At 65.8% G+C, this 23400-nt stretch carries 23 protein-coding genes; 10 read left to right on the forward strand and 13 right to left on the reverse strand.

Going from position 1 to position 23400, the window contains the following annotated elements; translation table 11 throughout:
* Positions 1–67: 67 nt before the first annotated feature.
* From gndA to ABIC75_RS13900, 5 genes are all read right to left on the reverse strand, one after another.
* Positions 68–1477, reverse strand: coding sequence for an NADP-dependent phosphogluconate dehydrogenase (gndA, locus tag ABIC75_RS13880; RefSeq protein WP_354014468.1), 1410 nt, complete (start codon positions 1475–1477; stop codon positions 68–70).
* A 142-nt stretch (positions 1478–1619) separates the two neighbouring features.
* Positions 1620–2114, reverse strand: coding sequence for a hypothetical protein (locus ABIC75_RS13885; protein WP_354014469.1), 495 nt, complete (start codon positions 2112–2114; stop codon positions 1620–1622).
* On the reverse strand, positions 2111–3466 hold the full coding sequence (locus ABIC75_RS13890; protein ID WP_354014470.1) for a GldG family protein: 1356 nt from the start codon (positions 3464–3466) through the stop codon (positions 2111–2113). Before ABIC75_RS13890 ends, ABIC75_RS13885 begins: the two co-directional genes overlap by 4 nt.
* Positions 3466–4251 carry an ABC transporter permease gene (locus ABIC75_RS13895; protein WP_354014471.1) on the reverse strand — a complete coding sequence of 262 codons (786 nt, stop codon included), beginning with the start codon at positions 4249–4251 and terminating at the stop codon, positions 3466–3468. Before ABIC75_RS13895 ends, ABIC75_RS13890 begins: the two co-directional genes overlap by 1 nt.
* Positions 4248–5003 (reverse strand): ABC transporter ATP-binding protein, encoded by a 756-nt coding sequence (locus ABIC75_RS13900; protein ID WP_354014472.1) that lies wholly within the window; start codon positions 5001–5003, stop codon positions 4248–4250. Before ABIC75_RS13900 ends, ABIC75_RS13895 begins: the two co-directional genes overlap by 4 nt.
* A 174-nt stretch (positions 5004–5177) precedes the next feature.
* Here ABIC75_RS13900 and ABIC75_RS13905 point away from each other — a divergent pair, with 174 nt between their 5' ends.
* Positions 5178–6371: a DesA family fatty acid desaturase gene (locus ABIC75_RS13905; RefSeq protein ID WP_354014473.1), complete on the forward strand. Its 1194-nt coding sequence runs from the start codon at positions 5178–5180 to the stop codon at positions 6369–6371.
* 120 nt (positions 6372–6491) lie between these two features.
* Positions 6492–7604 carry a saccharopine dehydrogenase family protein gene (locus tag ABIC75_RS13910; RefSeq protein ID WP_354014474.1) on the forward strand — a complete coding sequence of 371 codons (1113 nt, stop codon included), beginning with the start codon at positions 6492–6494 and terminating at the stop codon, positions 7602–7604.
* Here the strand turns inward: ABIC75_RS13910 and ABIC75_RS13915 are convergent.
* The 4 genes from ABIC75_RS13915 to rpmB form a co-directional block, all read right to left on the reverse strand.
* Positions 7594–8007, reverse strand: coding sequence for a thiol-disulfide oxidoreductase DCC family protein (locus ABIC75_RS13915; RefSeq protein WP_354014475.1), 414 nt, complete (start codon positions 8005–8007; stop codon positions 7594–7596). The genes ABIC75_RS13910 and ABIC75_RS13915 overlap by 11 nt on opposite strands.
* A complete protein-coding gene (locus ABIC75_RS13920) occupies positions 7997–8545 on the reverse strand; it encodes a DUF4166 domain-containing protein (protein ID WP_354014476.1) in 549 nt (182 codons plus the stop codon). The genes ABIC75_RS13915 and ABIC75_RS13920 overlap by 11 nt, the downstream gene beginning before the upstream one ends.
* A 151-nt stretch (positions 8546–8696) precedes the next feature.
* The gene (gene rpmG / locus ABIC75_RS13925) at positions 8697–8864 is read right to left on the reverse strand and encodes a 50S ribosomal protein L33 (RefSeq protein WP_008211962.1); all 168 of its coding nucleotides are present in this window, start codon (positions 8862–8864) and stop codon (positions 8697–8699) included.
* Positions 8865–8874: 10 nt separating this feature from the next.
* On the reverse strand, positions 8875–9111 hold the full coding sequence (rpmB, locus tag ABIC75_RS13930; RefSeq protein ID WP_109127083.1) for a 50S ribosomal protein L28: 237 nt from the start codon (positions 9109–9111) through the stop codon (positions 8875–8877).
* A 310-nt stretch (positions 9112–9421) separates the two neighbouring features.
* Between rpmB and secB the strand changes: the two genes are divergently transcribed.
* The 3 genes from secB to ABIC75_RS13945 all read left to right on the forward strand — a co-directional run bounded on the left by secB (position 9422) and on the right by ABIC75_RS13945 (position 14127).
* Complete coding sequence (gene secB, locus ABIC75_RS13935; RefSeq protein WP_354014477.1) at positions 9422–9913, forward strand: protein-export chaperone SecB; 492 nt, start codon at positions 9422–9424, stop codon at positions 9911–9913.
* A gap of 15 nt (positions 9914–9928) precedes the next feature.
* Entirely contained in the window at positions 9929–10957 is a 1029-nt protein-coding gene (locus tag ABIC75_RS13940) for an NAD(P)H-dependent glycerol-3-phosphate dehydrogenase (protein WP_354014478.1), read from the forward strand.
* Positions 10958–11100: 143 nt separating this feature from the next.
* The gene (locus ABIC75_RS13945; RefSeq protein ID WP_354014479.1) at positions 11101–14127 is read left to right on the forward strand and encodes a DEAD/DEAH box helicase; all 3027 of its coding nucleotides are present in this window, start codon (positions 11101–11103) and stop codon (positions 14125–14127) included.
* A 418-nt stretch (positions 14128–14545) separates the two neighbouring features.
* On the opposite strand, the gene ABIC75_RS13950 is transcribed toward ABIC75_RS13945, so the two are convergent.
* Positions 14546–14878, reverse strand: a complete 333-nt coding sequence (locus tag ABIC75_RS13950; RefSeq protein WP_354014480.1) for a hypothetical protein — start codon at positions 14876–14878, stop codon at positions 14546–14548.
* 132 nt (positions 14879–15010) lie between these two features.
* Positions 15011–15694 carry an HAD family hydrolase gene (locus tag ABIC75_RS13955; protein WP_354014481.1) on the reverse strand — a complete coding sequence of 228 codons (684 nt, stop codon included), beginning with the start codon at positions 15692–15694 and terminating at the stop codon, positions 15011–15013.
* A 284-nt stretch (positions 15695–15978) separates the two neighbouring features.
* Between ABIC75_RS13955 and ABIC75_RS13960 the strand changes: the two genes are divergently transcribed.
* Positions 15979–16275, forward strand: a complete 297-nt coding sequence (locus tag ABIC75_RS13960; RefSeq protein ID WP_354014482.1) for a hypothetical protein — start codon at positions 15979–15981, stop codon at positions 16273–16275.
* A 29-nt stretch (positions 16276–16304) separates the two neighbouring features.
* Here the strand turns inward: ABIC75_RS13960 and glk are convergent, their stop codons facing one another.
* Together glk and ABIC75_RS13970 are read right to left on the reverse strand one after the other, a co-directional pair.
* Complete coding sequence (gene glk / locus ABIC75_RS13965; RefSeq protein ID WP_354014483.1) at positions 16305–17324, reverse strand: glucokinase; 1020 nt, start codon at positions 17322–17324, stop codon at positions 16305–16307.
* A 187-nt stretch (positions 17325–17511) separates the two neighbouring features.
* Positions 17512–18213 carry an SDR family oxidoreductase gene (locus ABIC75_RS13970; protein WP_354014484.1) on the reverse strand — a complete coding sequence of 234 codons (702 nt, stop codon included), beginning with the start codon at positions 18211–18213 and terminating at the stop codon, positions 17512–17514.
* Positions 18214–18418: 205 nt separating this feature from the next.
* Between ABIC75_RS13970 and ABIC75_RS13975 the strand changes: the two genes are divergently transcribed.
* From ABIC75_RS13975 to ABIC75_RS13990, 4 genes are read left to right on the forward strand one after another with little or no spacing between them, the layout of a single operon-like run.
* Positions 18419–18958 (forward strand): winged helix-turn-helix transcriptional regulator, encoded by a 540-nt coding sequence (locus ABIC75_RS13975; RefSeq protein WP_354014485.1) that lies wholly within the window; start codon positions 18419–18421, stop codon positions 18956–18958.
* Complete coding sequence (locus ABIC75_RS13980; protein WP_354014486.1) at positions 18955–20058, forward strand: HlyD family secretion protein; 1104 nt, start codon at positions 18955–18957, stop codon at positions 20056–20058. The genes ABIC75_RS13975 and ABIC75_RS13980 overlap by 4 nt, the downstream gene beginning before the upstream one ends.
* Positions 20055–21653, forward strand: a complete 1599-nt coding sequence (locus ABIC75_RS13985; protein WP_354014487.1) for a DHA2 family efflux MFS transporter permease subunit — start codon at positions 20055–20057, stop codon at positions 21651–21653. Before ABIC75_RS13980 ends, ABIC75_RS13985 begins: the two co-directional genes overlap by 4 nt.
* Positions 21654–21690: 37 nt before the next feature.
* Positions 21691–23205, forward strand: a complete 1515-nt coding sequence (locus tag ABIC75_RS13990; RefSeq protein ID WP_354014488.1) for an efflux transporter outer membrane subunit — start codon at positions 21691–21693, stop codon at positions 23203–23205.
* Positions 23206–23400: the final 195 nt, after the last annotated feature.

Genomic DNA, 23400 nt, shown 5'->3' on the forward strand with positions numbered 1-23400 from the left:
AGGGCAGGTGGCGTGGCGTATCGCGATCACGAGGTTGCGCGTCGCGATACGCCGCATCAGGGACGCATCAGCTCCAGTCGTTGTGGAAGCTGCCTTCCTTGTCCACGCGTTCGAAGGTGTGTGCGCCGAAGTAGTCGCGCTGCGCCTGGATCAGGTTGGCGGGCAGGTGCTCGGCGCGGTAGCTGTCGTAGTACGCAATGGCCGACGAGAAGCACGGCACCGGCACGCCAGCCTTCACCGCCGCCGCGACCACCTCACGCAACGCGCCCTGGTATTCGGTGGCGATGTCGCGGAAGTACGGATCGAGCAGCAGGTTCTTCAGCTGCGCGTCGCGTTCGTAGGCGTCGGTGATCTTCTGCAGGAAGCGCGCGCGGATGATGCAGCCGGCGCGGAAGATGCGCGCGATGGTGCCGTACGGCAGGTTCCACTGGTATTCGTCCGACGCGGCGCGCAGCTGCGCGAAGCCCTGCGCGTAGGAGACGATCTTGCTCAGGTACAGCGCGCGGTGCACGGCTTCGATGAAGGCCTTGCGATCGCCATCGAGCTTGCCCGACGCCGGTCCCTTGAGCACCTTGCTAGCTGCCACGCGTTCGTCCTTCAGCGCGGAGAGCAGGCGCGCGAACACCGATTCGGTGATCAGCGGCAGCGGCACGCCAAGGTCGAGCGCGCTCTGGCTGGTCCATTTGCCGGTGCCTTTCTGCGCGGCGCGGTCGAGGATGATGTCGACCATCGCCTTGCCGGTGTCCTTGTCCTTCTTGGTGAAGATGTCGGCGGTGATGCTGATGAGGTAGCTGTCGAGCTCGCCCTTGTTCCAGTCGGCGTAGACCTCGGCGAGCTCTTCGTTGGATAGGCCGAGCACGTGATGCAGCACCGCATAGCTTTCGGCGATGAGCTGCATGTCGCCGTACTCGATGCCGTTGTGCACCATCTTCACGTAGTGGCCGGCGCCGTTCGGGCCCATGTAGGCCACGCAGGGCTCGCCATCGGGCGCTCGTGCCGCGATTTCGGTGAGGATGGGGGCCACTAGGTCATACGCTTCGCGCGGACCGCCGGGCATGATCGACGGGCCGTGCAGCGCACCTTCTTCGCCGCCGGAGACGCCGGTGCCGATGAAGTGCAGTCCTGCCGCGCTCATCTCACTCTCGCGGCGCATGGTGTCCTTGAAGAAGGTGTTGCCGCCGTCGATGACGATGTCGCCCTTGTCGAGCAGCGGCTTGAGCTGCGCCAGCGTGGCATCGGTGGGTTCGCCGGCCTTCACCATCAGCAGGATGCGGCGCGGCTTTTCCAGCGACGCGACGAAGTCCTCGAGCGTGTACGCGGGCACCAGCTTCTTGCCGGGGTTCTGCGCGACCACTTCGTCCGTGCGCTCGCGGTGTCGGTTGTAGATGGACACGGCGTGGCCGCGACTTTCGATATTCAGGGCCAGATTGCTGCCCATCACGGCCATGCCCACTACGCCGATCGCCTGCTTGCTCATCTCATCGCTCCTGTCGAGGTTGATTCCCATATGGGGAGTCTGGAAGACGGTGCAAGGTACGCTTTGGCGGGGCAGGAGTGAGTGAAGAAGAGTGAGAAGTGAGAGAAACCCGGGCTCCCTCTCACTTCTCACTCCTCCCTGCTCACTCCTTGATCTTGGTCGCCTCGCCGGTGGCGCCGCGCGGGGTATAGCGCACGGAAATCAGCGCCACGCGATCGCCCACCCGCACGTAACGCTGCGGACCCGTCACCGAGGTTTCACCAAATTCCAGCCGCTGGCCATCCAGCGTGAGCACCGCGACAGGTGTGGCCAGCCCGATCCTGGCGGGATCGAAATCGTGCAGTGGCCGCCAGCTCAGCACCGCGGCGGCGGCCGTATCGGCGAGTTCGCCGAGGCGGCCATCGTCCGCACGCGCAGGTGTGCCATCCGTGCGCCACCAGTGGCCGTCGCGCCGGGCGAAGTGTTCGGTGTTGCCGTTGCCGATGGCGAGTGCCACCGAGTTCACGCTGGCAGGGTCGAGCGCCAGCAGCGTGCCTGTGGCCTGTGCGCGATCCTGTTGCCACTGCCAGCCGGCCACGACCAGCAGGGCCGCGACGATGCCGGCAAGCCACAGGCGCTGTCGCGTCGCACGCTTCATGCGCGACGCCGGCGCCACACGATGAAGCCGCCGATCACCAGCAGCAACAGCGGCAGCACCACCAGGAAGCCGAGCGTCACGCTACTCAACTGCGCCTGCGTGATTTGCAGCACGCGATCCGGTGCGCCGCGCGGCGGCAGGTTCACCAGCGCGTCGTCGCCGAGCAGCCAGTCGAAGATGCGCTCGCCCAGCGCGCGGTTGCCGCCGTTGCCGAGGAAGGTGTTGGAGAGGAAATCGCCATCGCCGATCACCACCACGCGCTGTTCGGCCTTGTCGGGACTCGGCGAGAGGCGACTGAGTGCGAAGCCGAAATCCAGCGGACCCTTCAGCTCGCCGGCGCTGGCGTCGTACTGGATGGTCGAGGCCTGCGCGTTGTCGATCGCTTTGAACTCCGTCCAGCTCTGTGCGCTGGAGCGCAGGAACGGCGCCACTTTCCAGTCGGTGCGCGCGGCCATGGCCAGCGCGGACACCTGCGGGAACAACGTGGTCAGCTGGAAGCCGCGCGTGATCGCGTGCTGTGGGTAGTCGCCCAGCGCGAGCATGCGCGGGTCCTTCAAGCCGAGTGCCGCGCCCTGGCCATCGACCAGCACGCCCGGTAGCACGCGGATGCCCAGCGTGTCCGCCAGCGGCGCCAGATGCAGATCGTCGTTGGTCGGTTCGCTCAGCCACAGCAAATTGCCGCCGTTGCTCACGTAGTCGGTGAGCGCCTTCACCGCGCCATCGGGCAGCGCGAGTTCGGGGCTCGCCAGCACCACCAGATCAGTGTGCTGCGGCACAGCCGTAACCTGTGCGAAGTTCAGCGGCACGGCGCGCATGCCGCGGCCTTCCATCTGCGTCATGAACATGCCGAGGTCGGCGTTGCCCTTGTCGTCGGGGCGACGCTCGCCGTCGCCGGAAACGAACGCCACGATGCGCTCGCCGCCGCGCGCCAGACGTTCCAGTGCGTTGGTGAGGCTGCGTTCGGACAGCTCATCCAGACGCTGCTCGCGTCCCTGGTAATGCAGGATCAGCGCGCCATCCACGGTGATGCCCAGCTCACGCATCGCGGCCGGGTCTTGCTGCGGATCGACGAAGCGCACGGTGAGGTCGGGCTTCACGCGCGAATAGCGCTCGACGAAACCGGCCACGGTGTGGCGCAGGTCGCCTTGTGGATTGGCGTAGCTGACGATCTCCACCGGACCGTGCAGCGCGGCCAGTACCGCGCGGCTTTCGGGCGACAGGCTGGCGCGCCCGCCAAACGTCCAGTCGCTGACATGATCGTGGCGCGACGTGAGGTAGCCGACGGCGCTCGCGCCCATCAACAGGCCAGCTGCAAATAGCCATCCATTTACATGACGGAAGAAGCGCGCCATCAGCCACGCTCCTTTTCGGCAGCCAGTCGTTGGGTGGCCAACGCAAGCGCCACTACGATGACGAGCAGGAACCACGCCACGTCGGAAAGCGACACGAGTCCGCGCAGCATGTCTTCCAGATGGCCGCTCAACGCCAGCCAGTTGAACACGCCGCTGGTGGCGCCGGCCTTCTGCACGGCGATGTTCATGCCGGCAAGCACCAGGCCAACGGTGAGCGCGATGGTGGCCGCAATGGACGCATGCGATGCGTAGGCCGAACTTGCCACGCCAATGGCGCCCAGCGCGGCGAGCGTGAGCAATGCGCCCAGCGACGCGGCGGCAAGCTTGCCCCAGTCGAGCGTGACGCCGTGCGACAGACTCAACGGCATCGCCAGCGCGAGTGCCAGCCACAGCACCAGCCACAGCATCAGCGCGAGGTATTTGCCCAGCACGATGCGCGAGGCGGGCAGGCCGGCGGCGAACCACAGCGGCAGCGTGCCGTTGCTGCGTTCACCGGCCAGGGAAGACATGGTGAGCAGCGGCACGATCACCAGCGCCAGCTCCACCACGCCGAACGGCAGGATGCCGCCAGTAAGAATGCTGCTGAGCATCGGCACGCCCACCAGGTCGGTGTAGCCCGGGCCGCCGGGCAACGCGGCGAGCTTGATCTGCCCCGCCAGAAACCCGCCGAGCAGCAAGGTGAAGCGCCACGCCAGCTGCGCCAGCGTCAGCGCGGCGAGGACCCAGGCGAGCGGACGAACGAACAGGCGGCGCAGTTCCAACCGCGTCACGGCAAGCACACTCATGCGGCCTGCACCTTGTCGTGGCCGCCGTCGCCGCGCAGGGCGATGTCGAAGAACGTCTGCTCGAGCATCTTGTGATCGCTATCGGTGATGGGGCCGTCGTAGCGCAGCCGCCCTTCGTGCAGGATCGCCACGCGGTCGCAGGCCGCGGTGACCTCGGCGAGCAGATGCGTGGAAAGAATGACGGCGGTGCCGGTGGCCGCTTGTTCGCGGATCACGGCACGCAAGGCGGCCACCTGTACGGGATCGAGCGCGTTGGCCGGTTCGTCCAGCACCAGCAGCGCCGGTTCGTGCAGCAGCGCGCAGGCCAGGCCCAGGCGCTGGCGCTGGCCCTGCGACAGCACGCCGGCCAATCGACGCGACAACGCGCCAAGTTCCAGGCGCTCGACGATGCGCTGGCGGGCCTTGGCCAGCGCCGCGGCACCGAGGCCGCGCAGGCGGCCGTGTGCGTCCAGATGTTCCAGGACGGTCAGTTCCGGCCACAGCGGGGCACGTTCGGGCAGCCAGCCGATGCCGCGTTGCGCCAGTTCCGGGTGCTCCAGAAAGTCCTTGCCATTCAGCTTGATGGTGCCGCTGTCGGGTGTGAGCGCGCCCGCGATCATGGCCAGCGTGGTGCTCTTGCCGGCACCGTTGACGCCCAGCAAACCCAGTACCTGTCCCGCGTCCAGCGTGAGGCTGAGATCGGCGACGGCGGGTCGGCCCGCGCGATGACGGGTTATGTGATCCAGTTGCAATACGGCGGTAGGCGCGGTCATTGCATGATTGTCAGTGCGGCCCCAACTTCATACAACCGGGAGAGGGCGCCAGTGGGCGACACAGCACATTAACCTTGTCGCCTCAAAGGGGTGCGACAATATTTTGCTGGTCCATGCTGGCGGGTACGGAAACCCCTCGTTTAGACTGACTTTTCATACACCTGGGTGTTTCCCATGCTCGATGCAGTACTCAACTTCCTGTCCAACGGCCTGACGCACGCCAGTTGGCTGACCATGCTGGTCTACATGCTGGTCATGACCCAGCTCACCATTTTCACGGTGACGCTGTACCTGCATCGCTGCCAGACCCACCGCGGCGTGGATCTGCACTGGTCCATTTCGCACTTCTTCCGCTTCTGGGGCTGGCTCACCACGGGCATGGTCACCAAGGAGTGGGTGGCGGTGCACCGCAAGCACCACGCCAAGGTCGAGACCGAGGAAGATCCGCACAGCCCGCAGATCTACGGCATCAAGAAGGTCTTCTGGGATGGCGTGTCGCTCTACCGCGACGCCAGCGAAGTGAAGGAAGACCTGGAGAAGTACGGCCGCGGCACGCCGGACGACTGGATCGAGCGCAAGCTCTACGCCGCCCACCCGTACTGGGGCCCGACCCTCATGCTGTTCATCAGCGTCGCGCTGTTCGGCGTGATCGGCGCCGCCCTGTGGGCCGTGCAGATGATCTGGATCCCGTTCTGGGCCGCCGGTTTCGTCAACGGCATCGGCCACTGGTGGGGCTACCGCAACTTCGAAAGCGCCGATACCGCGACCAACCTCATTCCGTGGGGCTTCTGGATCGGCGGCGAAGAGCTGCACAACAACCACCACGCCTTCCCGAGCTCGGCCAAGTTCGCCCTGCGCAAGTGGGAATTCGACATTGGCTGGGCCGCCATCTGCGCACTGCGCGCCGTGGGTCTGGCCAAGGTGCTGCGTGTGGCGCCGACGCTGGACGTCCGCCCGAACGTGCACCTGCCGGATGCCGAAACGCTCAAGGGCGTGCTCACCCATCGCTTCGCCGCGATGACCGACTACTACCGCAACGTGATCATGCCGACCCTGCGCGACGAAGCGCAGCACGCCGGCGACAGCATCAAGTCGGTGCCGCGCCGCATGCGCCGTGCATTGGCCGATGGTGGCCGTTGGCTCGACAGCGAAGGCCGCGACCGCATGCAGGCCGTGCTGGCCAAGCGCCCCACGCTGAGCACCGTGTGCGAGTTCCGCAACCGCCTCGCCGCCCTGATGGAGCAGCGCGGTGCGGACCAGGCACTGAAGGGTCTGCAGCAGTGGATCGCCGAAGCCGAGCAGAGCGGTATCCGCGCGCTGCAGGAATTCGCCGGCCGCCTGAAGAGCTACTCGGTCGCCAGCGCCTGATCCAGCTTCACCGTTTCAAAGAAAAAGCCCGCCGCAAGGCGGGCTTTTTTTGTCCGAGGTTTTCGAAGCGTGCGCACTCGGTTCTAATCGTCGGCAATCACGGATGAAGAAGGACCAGGCATGGGATTGCGGGTAGTGGTGATCGGATCGACCGGCGTATTCGGCTCGCGGGCCGCACGCCGACTTGCGCACGACGCGCGCTTCGACCTCGTGCTGGCCGGTCGACGACGTCCGGCATTGGAAGCGTTGCGGGACGATATCGGCGATCCATGTGTGCAGGTGGCGGAACTCGATCTGGAGCGCGAGGGCTTTTCCTCCGCGCTCGCAGCACTGCAACCGGCCCTGGTCATCCATACGGCGGGCCCTTTCCAGGGGCAGGATTACCGCGTGGCCGAGGCATGTCTGTCCTGCGGTAGCGACTACATCGATCTTGCCGATGGCAGGACCTTCGTCACCGGCTTCCATCGCCTGGATGAGCAGGCCCGACGGGCCGGTCGCTTGCTGGTGACGGGCGCCTCCAGCGTGCCGGCGTTGAGTTCAGCCGCGGTGGATGCCTTGTTGCCGCGCTTTGCTTCGATCGAGGCCATCGAGCACACCATCAATCCGGGCAATCGCACGCCACGCGGTGATGCCACAGTCGCCTCGATCCTGGGTTATTGCGGGCGCCCCTTCAATCTATGGAAGGATGGCCGCTGGCAAGTCGCCCACGGCTGGATGGACAGTCGCGTGCAGTCCTATCCCTTTGGCCGCCGCCGTGTGGGCGTCTGCGATATTCCCGACCTGGCGTTGTTTCCCGAACGCTACGCGCCGGTGCGTAGCGTCGTCTTCCGCGCCGGCCTGGAGCTGGCACCGCTGCAGTGGGCCACCTGGTGCATGGGCGTGCTCGTGCGCATCGGCATCATCCGCGATCTCGCGCGCCATGCGCCCGCACTGCGCCGAATGAGCGAGTGGTTCCTGCGTTTCGGTTCGGACGTGGGCGGCATGACGGTGGAATTGCGCGGCAAGGCGCTGGCTGGTCAGTCCTTGCATCTGCGCTGGTGGTTATCCGCCGACGCGGGCGACGGGCCGCAGGTGCCGGTCACACCTGCCGTAGTCCTTGCTCGTCATCTTGCCGATGGTCGCATCACTGCCAAGGGCGCCATACCGTGCATGGGCCTGCTGACGTTGGACGAACTGGTGGAAGGCTTCGACGGTTTTGCGTTGCGCACCGGCGTCGAGGTGGTCAGTCGATGAAACGCCACGCCTGCTCGGGTTCGGGCAGGCGGCACTGCGAGCGCCTGCCGAACAGGTGATAGCGATGGCGCGCGATCCAGCGATAGGCCGGATCACGCAATGGCCTCGGAATCACGCGCAACGCAGTCGCGGTTGCACGCCAGCGGCCACCCAGCAGATGCAGTACGCGCGCGATGGCATCCGTATCGCTGTAACCCTGTCCGCCCTCGACCAGCAGGAAGGAAGCCGGATCGTCGGGAGACAGGCCATGCGCAAGCAGCAGGGCGCGTCCGTGCGTGCCCTGCATCGCCGCCAGCCGGAAGCGTCCCGTTCGATCGTGGCGCAGTATGAAATCCACCCAGCGGCTGCACAGCACGCAGACGCCATCGAAGACGATCACGGGACGATCCAGCTCAGCCGACATGGTCGATCTCCAGCCAGCCACGATAGGCGATCAATGGTCCCAGCAAGGGTAGGTGCACGTCGATGTCGAAGGCATAGCGACCATCGCGTGCCCCGCTGCGCGACAGCACCTGGGCACTGAGCGTGCGCGGCAGCGGCAGGCCCAGCAGTGTCACGCGATGCAGCTGCCAGTCGATCGCATCGCCGTCGCGGCGCAGCGTGAAATGCAGCGCCACGGGGCCCAGTTTTTCTTTCAGCGGTGTCGGCCCGCCTGGATGCAAGGTGGAGCGCATGTGGCCGCGCGCGAAACGGCGGGTCCATCGTTCGTGGGTGGCGTGGCGTTCGATGGTGAGTGCGATGCGTTGGCCGTGGCCGGGTTCCGGCAGCGTCAGCAGACGGCGCAGCAACCTCGCGAACGCGTGGCGGGCGCCGTCCACGTCGGCCTCACCGCTCGCCTGGATCACGCGGCCTTCGGCGTGCATGCGCTGCACCGCCGGCGCGAGACGTGACCAGTCGGCGGTATCGAGCAATACATGGAACAGGGCGGTGGGCGATGACATGCCACAGCATCATCGGGAACACGGTGGGCGAGAGCAAGCATGCGTTGTGCGGTGGGCGTCTGGTTCTTCTTTCGCGCGCGGAACCGGACCCAACAAAAAAACCCGCCTCGCGGCGGGTTCTTCTTGAAAGCGTCAAATAAACCCAAAGGGCTTACTTGATCTTGCCTTCCTTGTAGATCACATGCTTGCGAACCACCGGATCGTACTTCTTGAACTCGAACTTTTCCGGGGTGTTCTTCTTGTTCTTCTGCGTGGTGTAGAAGTGGCCGGTGCCGGCCGAAGAGATCAGGCGGATCTTGTCTTGCTTGCTGTTAGCCATGGCTCAATCCTCAGATCTTTTCGCCGCGGGCGCGCAGGTCGGCGAGGACGGACTCGATGCCGTTCTTGTCGATGGTGCGCAGGGCATGGTTGGAAACGCGCAGCTTCACCCAGCGGTTCTCGCTCGGGACCCAGAAGCGGCGCTCATGCAGGTTCGGCAACCAGCGGCGGCGAGTTTTGTTGTTTGCGTGCGAGACGTTGTTACCAGTCTGCACACCCTTTCCGGTGACTTGGCAAATACGGGCCATGATGACCTCCTGTTAGGCGCCCAAGGGCGCGTTTGCCACCCGTTAGCCAGGGCGGCATCGGCCCAGCGGCACAAGGCCACGCGATGCTGGAGATGGTTCTTTTCGCTTCAGCCGTGAGGCCCGCATCGCGTGGCGGACGTGCCCGATAAGTCGGGTCGGCATGGTCGAGCCGGCTATTCTCCCAGAAAAACAGGGTGGTGCGCAATCTTTCGCCAATTTCAGGATCCTGGCGCATGGCAGGGCGCGGGGATGTATGGAACAATCAAGACCTTTGCGTTTTCACGCACCGAACACTTACGAGGAATACCCCATGGCAGACGTCTCCGCCAACGGCCAGCCCGGCCAGCCCCAGCTGGTACTGCAGAAGATCTACATCAAGGACGTGTCCTACGAGGCGCCCAACGCCCCGCAGATCTTCCAGGAAGTCGGTGAAACCGATATGCAGCCGCAAGTTCAGCTGAACCTGGGCCAGAAGTCCGCCGACATGGGCAACGACATGTACGAAGTGGTGCTCAGCCTCACGCTGACCTGCTCGCTGAACGACCGCACCGCCTATCTGGCCGAAGTGCACCAGGCCGGCGTGTTCGGCATTGCCGGTTTCTCGGAAGAAGACCTGGCCGGCATCCTCAACAGCTACTGCCCGAACCTGCTGTTCCCGTACGCCCGCCAGATGCTGTCGTCGCTGGTGCTGGAAGGCGGCTTCCCGCCGTTCCTGCTGCAGCCGATCAACTTCGATGCGCTGTACGCCGAACAGCAGCGCCGCATCCTCGGCGGCAGCGCCGCACCGATGCTCAACAGCTGATCCAAGGCGTTGCTCATGGTTGAGCGTCCGACCCTGGCCGTACTGGGTGCGGGTTCCTGGGGCACCGCCCTGGCCGCCCTGGCCGCCCGCAATCAGGTGCCGACCCGGCTGTGGGGGCGCGATGCCTCCGCGCTGAAGGCAATGGAACAAACCCATTGCAACCAGCGTTACCTGCCCGACGTCGAGCTGCCTGCAGAGCTGGTCTACGAAGCCGATCTGGCCGCCGCCCTGCGCGGCGCCCAGGTGGTGCTGATCGTGGTGCCGAGCCACGCCTTCGCCTCCATGCTGGAGGAGATCGAGCCGTACCTGGAACCCGGCGCCCGCATCGCCTGGGCCACCAAGGGCTTCGAGCCTGGCACCGGCCGTTTCCTGCACGAGCTGGTGGCCGAGCGCTTCCCGGGCCGTCCGGCAGCGGTCGTCACCGGGCCCTCGTTCGCCAAGGAAGTGGCCTCGGGCATGCCCAGCGCCGTCACCGTGCATTCGGATGACGCCGCCTTCGCGCATGACATGGCGCTGATCCTGCACGCGCCCAACTTCCGCGCCTATTCCGGCAGCGACGTGCTCGGCGCGGAACTGGGCGGCGCGATGAAGAACGTGCTGGCGGTGGCCACCGGCGTGGCCGACGGCATGGACCTGGGCCTGAACGCCCGCGCCGGCCTCATCACCCGCGGCATGAACGAAATGCTCCGCCTGGGCATGGCGCTGGGTGCGCGTCCGGAAACGCTGATGGGCCTGGCTGGCCTGGGCGATCTGGTGCTCACCTGTACCGGCGATCTTTCGCGCAACCGTCGTCTTGGGCTCGCGCTGGGTCGCGGCAAGGCCATCGATGAAGCCGTGCGCGAGATCGGCCAGGTGGTGGAAAGCGTGCTCACCGCCGACGAGGTGGCGCGATTGGCCGCCAAGCATGGCCTGGATCTTCCCATCAGCAGCGGCGTGCGCGCCGTGCTTCATGGCGAGGTGACACCGGCCGAAGGGCTCAAGATGCTGATGAGCCGCGAACAGAAGCCTGAATATCCGCATGGCTTGTTCACGCCCGCGGTCTAAGCACTTGGGCTATCGGTGTGCCGGTCACGCTGAACATTTTGCTGACTGAGATAACTCCGGTTGAAAAAACCGGAGCGTGAGACGCGCACATACGCTAGACCCTTGCTAAGCTGAATCTTTTGGTCGCCCTGGACCGAATGCGCATGCAGTCACCGGACGATAAACGGCACGACCGCTTGACCACGCCACGCGACGAGGGCGTCAGCGAACCGCTGCCCGGCGTCTGGCGGAAGCTGCTGGCCTTGCCCGCCCCGATCGTGCCGTCGGAGCCGCTGGTACTGGGCTTCTTCATCGACGTGGTGCCCGAAGAAGGCGTGTTCTACGCACACGTGGATGTGGCGCCCGTGCTGCTCGCCATGGCCGAGCAGGGCCGCTACGTGCGCCCCGCGCCGCTGGACAGCAAACACCTGTCGCAACAGCCACTGCAGCCGCACGAACAACGCCTCGCCGCCACCGTGCTCGGCCTGCCGCAGACGCTGCGCAAGAGCCGCAGTTACGCACGCCTCGCCGGTCACGTGGGCGATGCCTTGCTGGCGGAAATCCTCGACACCACGCCGTGCTTCCTCGGCGGCCTGGCAGGCCTGCGCCTGTCGCGCGGCAAGGGCCACCAGCTCAACTGGCAGTGGCATCTGGAAAACGATGGCAGCCAGCGCCTGCAGCCGTGCATGCCGACCAATCATCGCGTGCTTCGCATCGACGCCCTGTGGTACCTCGACGCCGAGCGCGCGGAGATGGGCCATCTGGACGCGCCGCTGGAAGAAACGGCGTGGCTGGACTTGCCGCCGCTGAAGCACGAATACAGCCAGATCCTGCGCGATGCGCTGCCGAGCAGCCGCCTTTCGCATCGCCTGCCGCTGCCGCAGGTGCTGGGCGAAATGCGTCGCGCAGAACTCGCACCCAAGCCGGTGCTCACGCTGCACGCGCTCACGCGCCACGCACGCCTTGCTGCCGGCACGCCGCCGCTGGCCTATGCGCGCCTCGCGTTCGACTACGCGGGCGAACGTCTGCCCGGTCGCGGCGGCGAGCCGCTGGTGCGGCGCGTGCGCAACGGACACCTGGTCGAAATCACGCGCCGTCGCGCGGAAGAACTCTCCGCGATGGAACAACTCGAACGCGCCGGCCTCACGCCCGGCGTGGATACCGAAGGCCTGCCCTGGGATCTCGCCGACACGCTGCCGGAAGACGCCTGGCTGTTCCCTGGCAAGGGCTACGCGGGTGCGCTGGAAGTGAACACGCCGGCGCGCTGGCTGGCGCTGCGTCCCAAGCTGGAAGCGGAAGGCTTCGTGCTCGACTACGCACCTAGCTTCCCGTTCGAAGTGCTCGAAGGCCCGGTGCGTTGGTATGGCAACGCGGTGGAAGACACCGACGACCACGCCTTCGACCTGGAAATCGGCATCGAAGTGGAAGGCAAGCGCCACAACCTGCTGCCCGCCGTGGCGCAGGCGCTGGCCGACCATCAGTTGAACCTCAGCCCGGTGCCGAACGAGCCGGAAGACGCGGTGTGGTACGCACCCGTCGACGAACGTCGCCGCGTGCCCGTGCGCCTGAAAGAGCTGCGCGGACTGCTGGCGCCGCTGGCCGAATACCTCGAACGCCCGCGCAAGAAACTCCATCTGCCGCGCGTGCAGGCCGGCCGCCTGGAAGAACTGGTGGAAGCGCTGCCCACCGGCGGCGAACTCGTCGCGCCCGATGTGTTGCGTGGCTTCACCGCGCGCCTGCGCGACGCGGCGGAGCGTGCCAGCGATGTGGTGCCCGACGGCCTCACCGTCGAACTGCGCCCCTACCAGCGTGAAGGCCTGCGTTGGCTCAACGCGCTGGCCGAAGCGGGCGTGGGCGGCGTGCTCGCCGACGACATGGGCCTGGGCAAGACGCTGCAGCTCATCACGCATTTGCTCTCGCTGAAGGACAGCGGCGCGCTCACCGAACCGGCGCTGGTGGTCGTACCCACCAGCCTCATTCCGAACTGGCTCGCCGAAGTGGCGCGTTTTGCACCCGCGCTGCGCGTGCTGGCGCTGCATGGCCCGCAGCGCAGTGGCGACTTCTCGCAGATCGCCACGCACGATCTCATCCTCACCAGCTACGCGCTGCTGCCGCGCGACGTGGTGTCGCTGCGCAAGCAGCCGTTCTCGCTGATCGTGCTCGATGAAGCACAGCAGGTGAAGAATCCGCGCACGCAGGCACGCCGCGCCGTGCTCAGCCTGCGCGCACCGCGTTGCATCTGCCTCACCGGCACGCCGCTGGAAAATCACCTGGGCGAACTGTGGTCGCAGGTCGACCTGGCCGTGCCCGGCCTGCTCGGCGACGAAGGTGCGTTCCGTCGTCACTACCGCGTGCCGATCGAGCGCCATCGCGACACCGAATGCCAGGATCGCCTCAACCGGCGCCTTGCGCCGTTCATCCTGCGCCGCACGAAGTCGCAGGTGGCGAGCGAGTTGCCGCCCAAGACGGAGATCACGCGCCGCGTGGTGCTCGAAGGCAAGCAGCGCGAACTGTACGAAAGCCTGCGCCTGTCGCTGGCCGAAGAACTGCGCGAGGTGATCGCGCAGCGCGGCATCTCGCACAGCGGCATCGTGGTGCTCGATGCGCTGCTCAAGCTGCGCCAGGTGTGCTGCGATCCGCGACTGGTGAAGCTGGAAGCGGCGCGCGGCGTACGCGATTCGGCGAAGTTCGAACTGTTGATGGACATGCTGCCCGCGCTGCTCGCCGAGGGCCGCAAAGTGCTGCTGTTCTCGCAGTTCACCGAAATGCTGAAGCTGATCGCGCACGAACTCGATCGCCATCGCATTCCCTACGTCACGCTCACCGGCGAAACGCGCGACCGTGCCGAACCCGTTCGCCAATTCCAGGAAGGCGAAGTACCGCTGTTCCTGCTGTCGCTCAAGGCTGGCGGCGTGGGCCTCAACCTCACCGCGGCCGACACGGTCATCCACTACGACCCGTGGTGGAATCCTGCCGCGGAGGCGCAGGCGTCCGATCGCGCGCATCGCATCGGTCAGGACAAGCCGGTGTTCGTGTTCCGCCTGATCACCGGCGGCACGGTGGAGGAGCGCATCGAGGAGTTGAAGGCGCGCAAGGCGGAGTTGGCGGAGGCGGTGCTGGAGGGTGGTGGCACGCGGGAGAAGTTGAGTTTTGATCAGTCGGATCTGGATGCGTTGTTGGCGCCGGGTTGATCGCTGGTTTTCTTTCTTCTTTAGATCGTCATCCCGGCGCAGGCCGGGATCCAGTGACTTCGATCTCCGACTGTCGCGAATGAAGTGATGGCCTTCGGTTGCCGTGCTCCCGCGACCGGGCCGCCTACGCAGCGGGCGTTTCGAACGGCTGCCGCCGCTCGAGTCACCTTTCTTTTGCTGGCCCAAAAGAAAAGTAACCCAAAGAAAATGGCCTTTAGAGCCAAGGCTCGCAGCATCGTGTTGGGATAAGCCCGAACGCTTGAGTCGCGTTTTGACGGGACACCTTTCTCCGCTACACAGCGGATACTCCGAAGCCTTGCGCAACGCGCCCGAATCGTAGAGGACTTAAAGCGAGGCTCGCTTCGCATCGCTTGAGCATGTGCGTTCCAGCGCTGTTATGGCGAGGGAACGCTACGATTCACATCGCCGGCCTTGTCCTCAACAACGCATCCACCGCTTGTTGCCACTGCGGCGAACCCAAGGGTGATTGGGGTGCTTCCTGGCCGAGTTTGTGCTGCACGGCGTTGTTCCATTCCGACGAACCGCGGTCGGGGCCGTGGCCGTCGTCGCTGATGTGCAGGCGGTCGTCGACCCATTCGTACCATTGCGGCGAACCCAGCTCGGCATTGTCCGGCGTGTCCTGCGCTATCGCCGTGGCCTTGGGCTGCGGTGGTTTCTGGTCGGGCGGCGGCGACGAGGGAGAGCACGCGGCGAGCAGCGCGAGGGGAAGCAGGGCGAGGAAATGGCGCATGAGCCCTCCGGTGTGCGGATCCACTTCCGAGACTAGCGCAAGCGATGGCGTGGCGATGAATCGCGCCTGAGGACAAACACAAGAAGCGGGTTAAGCGGTGCGAGTGGCGTGCACTCGCACAGGCATAAAAGGTCAGCTGCGCGCGACGACTTCGTCGATGTGCTTGAGCAAATCCGCCGGATCTTCGTAGACGCGGAATGCGCCGGCATCTTCCAGTTCCTCCTGGCCGTATCCACCCGACAGCAGACCCACGCCGAGCGAACGTGCGCGCTGCGCGGCAAGCATGTCCCAGATGCTGTCGCCGATGACCAGGCTGTAGTGGATGTCCACGCCCAATCGCTGCGCCGCGGTGATGAAGAGATCGGGATCGGGCTTGGCGTGGCGTACCTGGTCACGCGTCACCACCGGCACCTTGGAAGGATCCACGCCGAGCGCTTCGAGGTTGTGCGCGGCCGTGGTCATGCGGCCGCTGGTGGCGATGGCCCAGGGAATCTCCGCGTCGGTCAGGAAGGCCAGCAGTTCGCGCGCACCGGGCAGCGGGCGCACCGAGCCCTGCGTCGCCTGGCGGTTGTAGGCCTCGGCATGCCAGGTGCGCAGACGCGCGAGTCGTTCCTCGGTGATCTCGATGCCGGTTTCGCGCAGCAGGATGTTGGCGAACAGGCCGCCGCTCATGCCGATCTTGCGATGGATGCGCCATACCGAGAGCTCGACGCCTTCGCGGTCGAGCGCTTCCTTCCAGGCCAGCACGTGCTGGTAGACGCTGTCGACCAGCGTGCCATCGAGATCGAACAGGAAAGCAGTATCGGCGCGGCGCATGGGGACATCACTCAACGGGAGGGCGTTCAAGCGTAGCACCGGCACATGCATCGCTTCGTTGGTGACGTGGGACACGTGGCTTTGTAGGCGCCCCCTCGTGGATGACAGAAATCGTGTTGCGCTTGGCCTAGGATCATTCCGTCGAACACGTGCATCCGCCGGGGGGCGAGGGGCGCGTGGTGCGGCAGGGGAGTGCGCTGCCCTGCCGCACTGCCGTTATCAAAGAGCTCTGCCCCGGCCGGTGACGCGTGCGACGCACCGATCATCACGCAAGGGGGCATCTCATGAATCGCAAACTTCTACTCATCGTCGTGGCGCTGGCATCCACGGGCGCGGCATATGCGCAAAGCGCCGAAAGCCAACTGTCGTTTACGGGGAGCGTGGTGCAGTCCGCATGCAATCCCGCGCAACCGCTGCCGGGCTCGCATGCCGGCATGGGCAGCTGCGGTACGGGCCGCACGCGGTCGATCTATGCGGAGCAATCCACGTTGGCACCGTATGCGACGGGCATCGCCATGCTCGACTATTTCACCGAACGCAGTGGCGGCACCAAATACATGGTTACGCGCGAATACCGCTGAGCAAGCGCGCCACGGCTGGCGCGTAAGCGTCAGCCGTTCGGCAGCAGGGTTTTGCCGGCGTCGAGCACGGCCAGCGCGGCGGCGCCGAGCAGGCCCGGGTCCGGATGCATCATGGCCACCGTGGGCACCTGTTCCATGGTTTCGCGGAAGCGGCCCTTGGCTTCGAAGCGTTCGCGGAAACCGCCATGCTTCAGCCACGGCAGCAGGATGGGCAGCATGCCGCCGGTGAGATAGACGCCGTCCCAGCCTCCCAGGTTGAGCACGAGATCGCCCGCCACGCTGCCGAAGATGCCGGCCAGCGTTTCCACCGTGCGCACGCACAGCGGATCGCTGCCCGCTTCCGCGCGGGCAGTGATGTCTTCGGGCGTGTATTCCTCCGGCGGCTGGCCGGCGATGTCGGCCAGGGCGAGGTAGAGGTTCACCAGGCCGTTGCCGCAGATCATGCGTTCGTTGGAGACGCGGCCAAAGCGCTCGTTGAGGCGATGCAGGATTTCCACGTCTTCGGTGGTGTGCGCCGCGAAGCCGGCGTGGCCGCCTTCCGTTTCCAGCACCATCCAGCGACCTTCGCGCCGCATCAGCCCTGCCACGCCAAGGCCTGTGCCGGGGCCCACGACCACGAAGGTCTGTGATTCACGCGTGCCCAGCGCGGGGATCGGTTGCGCACCGACCGACGAGAGCTGGTCGTGCGTGTGCAGCGGCACGGCCATCGCCTGCGCGGCGAAATCGTTGACCAGGTGCACCGCTTCCATGCCCAGCTCCGCCTGCAGCGCATGAGCCGCGACCTGCCACGGATTGTTGGTGACCTTCACCGTCTCGCCTTCGCTCACGCGGCCGGCGGCGGCGATGATGGCGCGCGAGGCAGTAAAGCCCGTGTCCTTGAAGTACTGGCGCATGGCCTCGGCCAGCGAGTCGTGATCCTTGACGCGGTAGCGGCGCACGCTGTCGTCCATCAACGGGTTGGCGCGGCCCGTATCAGCCAGTGCAAAACGCACGTTGGTGCCGCCGAGGTCAGCAAGCAAGGTCGGGGCGGCACGGGCTGGTGTTCTCATGGACGGTCCTGCACTTGGGGAGACGGTAAGCGTGACTCCCTCGGGCTTTTTCGTCCAGTAGTGCGCTGCAGCGAAACGCCACTTTTTCGCCATTCGCCGCCGCATGGCCGGCCCTCCGGGTGTCCCGATGGGCCTGGCTTGCGACAACGCCGCAGGCGATCGGCTCGCCTGCGGCGGATGCTGCCGATCAGGCGCCCAGATAAGCCGCCGGCGTGGCGTTGAAGCCTGCCTTCACGTACTTGGCGGTGTCGTCGGCGAGCACTTCGGAATCGCCGCGCTCCAGCGCTTCGACGGTGCGCTTGGCGATGTCGTCCGGGCTGGTCTTGGGTGCATCGACGTGGCTCACCATGTCGGTGTCGATGTAGCCGGCATGGATGCCGAGCACCTGCGTGCCTTGCGCGCGCAATTCATTGCGAAGGCTGTTGGTGAGCGCCCACGCGGCGGCCTTGGAGACCGAATACGCGCTGGTCGTTTCCAGGCTGATCCAGCTCAGTGCAGAGAGCATGTTCACCAGCGCACCGCCGCCGTTCTTCTTCAGCACCGGCGCAAACGCGGCGCTCACGTTGTAGACGCCGTAGAGGTTGGTTTCCATGATGCGGCGCAGGTTGCTGTCGCCATCCTTCGCATCGAGCAGCGGTGTGCCGCCGGTGATGCCGGCGTTGTTGATCACGATGTCGACGTCGGAGGCCAGCGCAGCCGCGGCAGCGACGTCCTGCGGGTTGTTCACGTCCAGCTTCACCGGCACCACGCCGGGCAGTTTGACGGTGGAGGGATCGCGCGCACCGGCATAAACCTTGCGCGCGCCAGCGGCCAGCAGGGCCTTGGCAAAGGCGAGCCCGAGGCCGCGGTTGGCGCCGGTGACGAGAACGGTAGAGCCTTGGATTTTCATAGCGAATGTCCGGTAAGGGAGAGGGGAAACGACGGATCATTTAAAATGACAATCATCATATAACGGACGCCGGGCGGTCTTTCAAGGCTACGACGACCACTTTTCTTCGGATCACGTTCTTCACGCCAGCCTCACAAAAAGTCACTTGCATTTCGCAAGTTACGCTTTATATGATGATTATCATGTAACGTAGCGAGACTGCCCCGTGCGCCGTACCACCTCCGAAAACATGCAGTGCCCCATCGCCCGCGGACTGGACCGCGTCGGCGAGTGGTGGAGCATGCTGATCCTGCGCGACGCCTTTTACGGGCTGACCCGCTTCGACGATTTCCAGACCAGCCTGGGCATCGCCCCCAACATCCTCAGCCGCCGACTGGCGACGCTGGTGGAAGCGGGCATGCTCGAACGCCGTCGCTACAGCCAACGTCCGGTGCGCCACGAATACGTGCTGACCGATCGCGGCCGCGATTTCCGCCCGGTGCTGTTGGCGATGATGGCGTGGGGCAGCCGCCACTTTGCTCCGGAAGGCCAGGCCATCGAACTCGTCGACCGGCAGACCGGCCAGCTCGTTGAGCCGGTGCTGGTCGATCGCCACACCGGCGAACCCATCACGCGCGAGCGCCACGAAGTGCGCGCCGGCCCGGCAGCCAGCGAGCGCATGCGTGCGCGCATCGCCTTCCGAATGTCACGGGTACAGGCCCGCCAGACCCTTTCCGATCCCAACCTTCCGGAGTCTCACTCATGAATGCCGTCACCGTTGCCGAGCGCGCGGACAGTCCCGCCGTCTCGGAATCCAAGCCACGCAGCAGGAAGAAACAACTCGCACGCCTTGCCATTGGTGCCGCCGTGGTTGCCGGTGTCGTCTATGGTGGCCACTGGTGGAGCGTCGGGCGCTTCATCGAAGACACCGACGACGCCTACGTCGGCGGCGATGTCACCGTGATCGGCCCCAAGGTGCCCGGTTACATCACCCAGGTGGCCGTGACCGACAACCAAGTGGTGCACGCCGGCGATCTGCTGGTGAAGATCGATGACCGCGATTACCGCGCCGCGTTGGCCAAGGCCGATGGTGCCGTCGCCGCACAGCAGGCGCTGCTCGCCAATCTCGACGCCACCGAAAAACTGCAGGAAGCGGTGATTCGCCAGGCGCAGGCCAGCGTGGTCGCGGCGGACGCCGAAACCCAGCGTTCGCGCGATGATGAAACACGCTACCGCGATCTTTCCAGCCGCTCGGCCGTGTCCATCGAAAGCGCGCAGCGCGCCGATGCCACCTACAAGACCGCACGCGCCGGTTCGGACAAGGCGCAGGCTGCACTCATCGCCGCGCAGCGCCAGATCGACGTGATCGAATCGCAGAAGCAGCAGGCGCGCGCCGCCCTGCAACAGGCCAAGGCCGAGCAGGACATCGCGCGACTCAACGAGGGTTACACCGAACTGCGCGCGCCGGTCGACGGCGTGGTCGGCAATCGTCGTGCACGTACCGGCGCTTATGCTGCCGCCGGCACGCAGCTGTTGTCGGTGGTGCCGTCGCACGGCCTGTGGGTCGACGCTAACTTCAAGGAAGACCAGCTCGCGCGCATGAGCGCGGGGCAGGCCGTCGAAATTCGCGCGGACGTGATGCCGGGCCGCGTGTTCCACGGTCACCTGGCCAGCCTGGCGCCCGCTACCGGCGCGCAGTTCAGCGTGCTGCCGCCGGAGAACGCCACCGGCAACTTCACCAAGGTCGTGCAGCGCGTGCCGGTGCGCGTGGTGCTGGACAGCAAGGACGACGCGCTGGGCGTGCTGCGTCCGGGCCTTTCCGTGGTGGCTGAAGTGGATACGCGCGGCCGGATCGCCTCGCCATGAACGCTGCCGCCGCCAGCGCGCCGCTGAGCGGGCCCATGGATCCGGCCACGCTCGGCATCGCGCAGAAAGTGTTTGCCTTCGCCAGCATGTGCGTGGGCATGTTCATCGCCTTGCTGGACATCCAGATCGTGTCGGCCTCGCTGCGTGACATCGGCGGTGGCCTGTCCGCCGGCGCGGATGAAACGGCGTGGGTGCAGACGAGCTACCTCATCGCCGAGATCGTAGTTATTCCACTGTCGGGCTGGCTCTCGCGCGTCATGTCCACGCGCTGGCTGTTCGCCGCCTCGGCGGCCGGCTTCACCGTCACCAGCATGCTCTGCGGCATGGCATGGGACATCAAGAGCATGATCGTGTTCCGCGCGCTGCAGGGTTTCCTGGGCGGCTCGATGATCCCGATGGTGTTCACCACGGCGTTCGTGTTCTTCCAGAACAAGCAGCGCGTGATCGCGGCGGCCACCATCGGCGCCATCGCCTCGCTGGCGCCCACGCTCGGGCCCACGCTGGGTGGCTGGATCACCGATCACTCGTCGTGGCACTGGTTGTTCTTCATCAACCTCGTGCCCGGCATCTTCGTCGCCGTCGCGGTGCCGATGCTGGTCAACATCGACCGGCCGGATCTCTCATTGATTCGTCATGCCGACTACATCGGCATGCTGTTGCTGGCGGTGTTTCTCGGCTGCCTGGAATACACGCTGGAAGAAGGCCCGCGCTGGAACTGGTTCAGCGACCAGGTGATCCTTGCCAATGCGTGGTTGTCGGGCATCGCCGGCGTAGGCTTCATTGCGCGCAGCCTTACCTACGATCATCCGGTGGTGGACCTGCGCGCCTTGCGCGATCGCAATTTTGCGTTGGGCTGCTTCTTCTCCTTTGTCACCGGCATTGGCCTGTTCGCCACCATCTATCTCACGCCGCTGTTCCTCGGCCGCGTGCGTGGCTACAGCGCGCTGCAGATCGGCGAGGCGGTGTTTTCCACCGGCGTGTTCCAGATCCTCACCATCCCGCTGTACACCTTTCTCGCCAAACGCTACGACCTGCGCTGGATCATGATGGCGGGCCTGGCCGTGTTCGCCGTGTCGATGTGGGACTTCGCACCCATCACGCACGACTGGGGCGCGCACGAACTCCTGCTGCCGCAGGCGTTGCGCGGCATGGCGCAACAGCTGGCGGTGCCGCCGGCGGTCACGCTCACGCTGGGCGGCCTTGCGCCGCAGCGGTTGAAGCTGGCCTCGGGCCTGTTCAACCTGATGCGCAACCTGGGGGGCGCCATCGGCATCGCCGTCTGCGCCACCATCCTCAATGACCGCACCAATCTGCATTTCTACCGGTTGTCCGAACATCTCAACGCCAGCAACGAAGCGATGAACGGCTGGCTGGCGCAGACCACCGGCCACATCGCCGATCTCGGACAGAACCTCGATGACGCCACCGGCGGTTCGCTGCGGCAGCTGTGGCTGCTGACCTATCGCGAAGCGCAGACCTTGTCGTACGCGGATGCCTTCCTGGCCATTGGCCTGTGCTTTGTCGTCGCCACGGCAATGGTGCCGCTGATGCGCAAGGTCGCGCCGCCGGCGGCGCCCTCCGCCGATGCGCACTGAGATTTCTCATCACCTTCTTTCTCTTCGAGACATCACGATGAACACCTCGATTTCGTCCACTGGCGCGTCACGGTCATCGTCGCGTCGCTTCTCCCTTCGCATGGGCGCCGTCGCCGCTGCGCTGATTGGCCTGGCCGGTTGCACGGTCGGCCCGAACTACGTGCGCCCCGACGTGAAGACCAACGCGAGCTATGCCAGCCAGACCATGCTGGAAACGCGTAACGCCACGCGCGCCGCACCCGCGCTCGATGCGTGGTGGCAAGGTTTCGATGATCCGGAGCTCACCCGCATCATCAGTCGCGTGATGACGCAGAACCTCGATCTCGCTGCTGCGATGGCACGCGTCGACCAGGCCCGCGCCGCGGCGCGCGAAGCGGGTGCGCAGCTGGCGCCGCAGGGCAGCCTCGACGCGCAAGTGCTGCAGCAACATCAATCGACCAAGGGCGCGCTGGGCGAAATCGCCAGTCAGTCTCCCGGGTACACGCGCACGCAGACACTCGAAACGCTGGGCGCGGGCGCCAGCTGGGAACTGGATATCGCCGGCGGGCTGCATCGCGGCGCCGAAGCGGCCGACGCGGAAGCGCAGGCGGCGGAAGCAAACCAGGATGGCGTACGCATTTCGGTCGCCGCCGAAGCGGCGGACAGCTATTTCCAGGTGCGCGGTGCGCAGGAGCGCATCCGCCTCGCGCAAGAGCAGATCGACACCGAAACCCGCTTGCTGGAACTGGTGAAGGATCGCCTGGCCGGCGGCCTTGCCACCTCGCGTGAAGTGGCGCAGGCGCAGGCCCTGGTACTACAGGCCAAGGCCACCTTGCCGCCGCTGCGCATCGTGCTCGCGCAACAGCTCAATCGCCTCGACGTGTTGATGGGCGCAGCGCCAGGCACCTATGCCGCCGAACTCAAGGACAGCCCGCAGAACTTCACCGTGCCGGTGATCGCCACCGACGGCGGCCCCGACATGCTGCTGCGTCGCCGCCCCGATGTGATCGCCGCCGAGCGCAAGCTTGCCGCATCCAACGCGCGCATCGGCGTGGCCGTGGCCGAGTACTACCCGAAGGTATCCCTCGGCGGACTGCTCGGTTTCGAAACCCTGCAGAGCGGCTCGCTGTTCTCGTCACAGGCCTTCCAGCCGCAGGCCGTGCTTGGCCTGCACTGGCGCCTGTTCGACTTCGGTCGCGTGGATGCGGAAGTGGCGCAGGCCAAGGGCGCGAATGCCGAAGCGCTGGCGCTGTACCGCCAGTCCATGTTGCGCGCCACGGAGGACGTGGAAAACGCCATCGTCTCGCTTGCCGAACTGGAAACGCAGCACCGCGATCTCACACAGGAAGTGCAGGCGCACGTGCAAGCGCGCGATGCCGCGCAGGATGCCTACAAAGGCGGTGCAGTGAGCCTGATCGAAGTGCTGGACGAAGATCGCCAATTGCTATCGTCACGAGATCAGCTGGCACGCGTGCACGCCGACGATGCACGTGCCGCCGTAGCCACATTCCGCGCATTGGGCGGCGGCTGGTCGGGCAGCAACGTGGAGGCGAAGGACGTGGCGGCGCGTTGAGCGTGACCCTGCGCGTGAAAAGCGTTTATCAAGAACTCGGTAAACCCTGACTCCACTCAGCGCCACGAACTGAAAGAAGAACTCATGTCTTGCGCCTAGGCCTCTCGAAGTCCGTTCCAGAAAAGGCATGTGTTGTGCGCAGAAAAAGAGCAGCCCCTGGCGGCCTGTTGTTGATGGCGCTCATCGTGCGTGTGT

It is taken from the genome of Dyella japonica, assembly GCF_040545895.1.
Classification (GTDB): domain Bacteria; phylum Pseudomonadota; class Gammaproteobacteria; order Xanthomonadales; family Rhodanobacteraceae; genus Dyella; species Dyella japonica_D.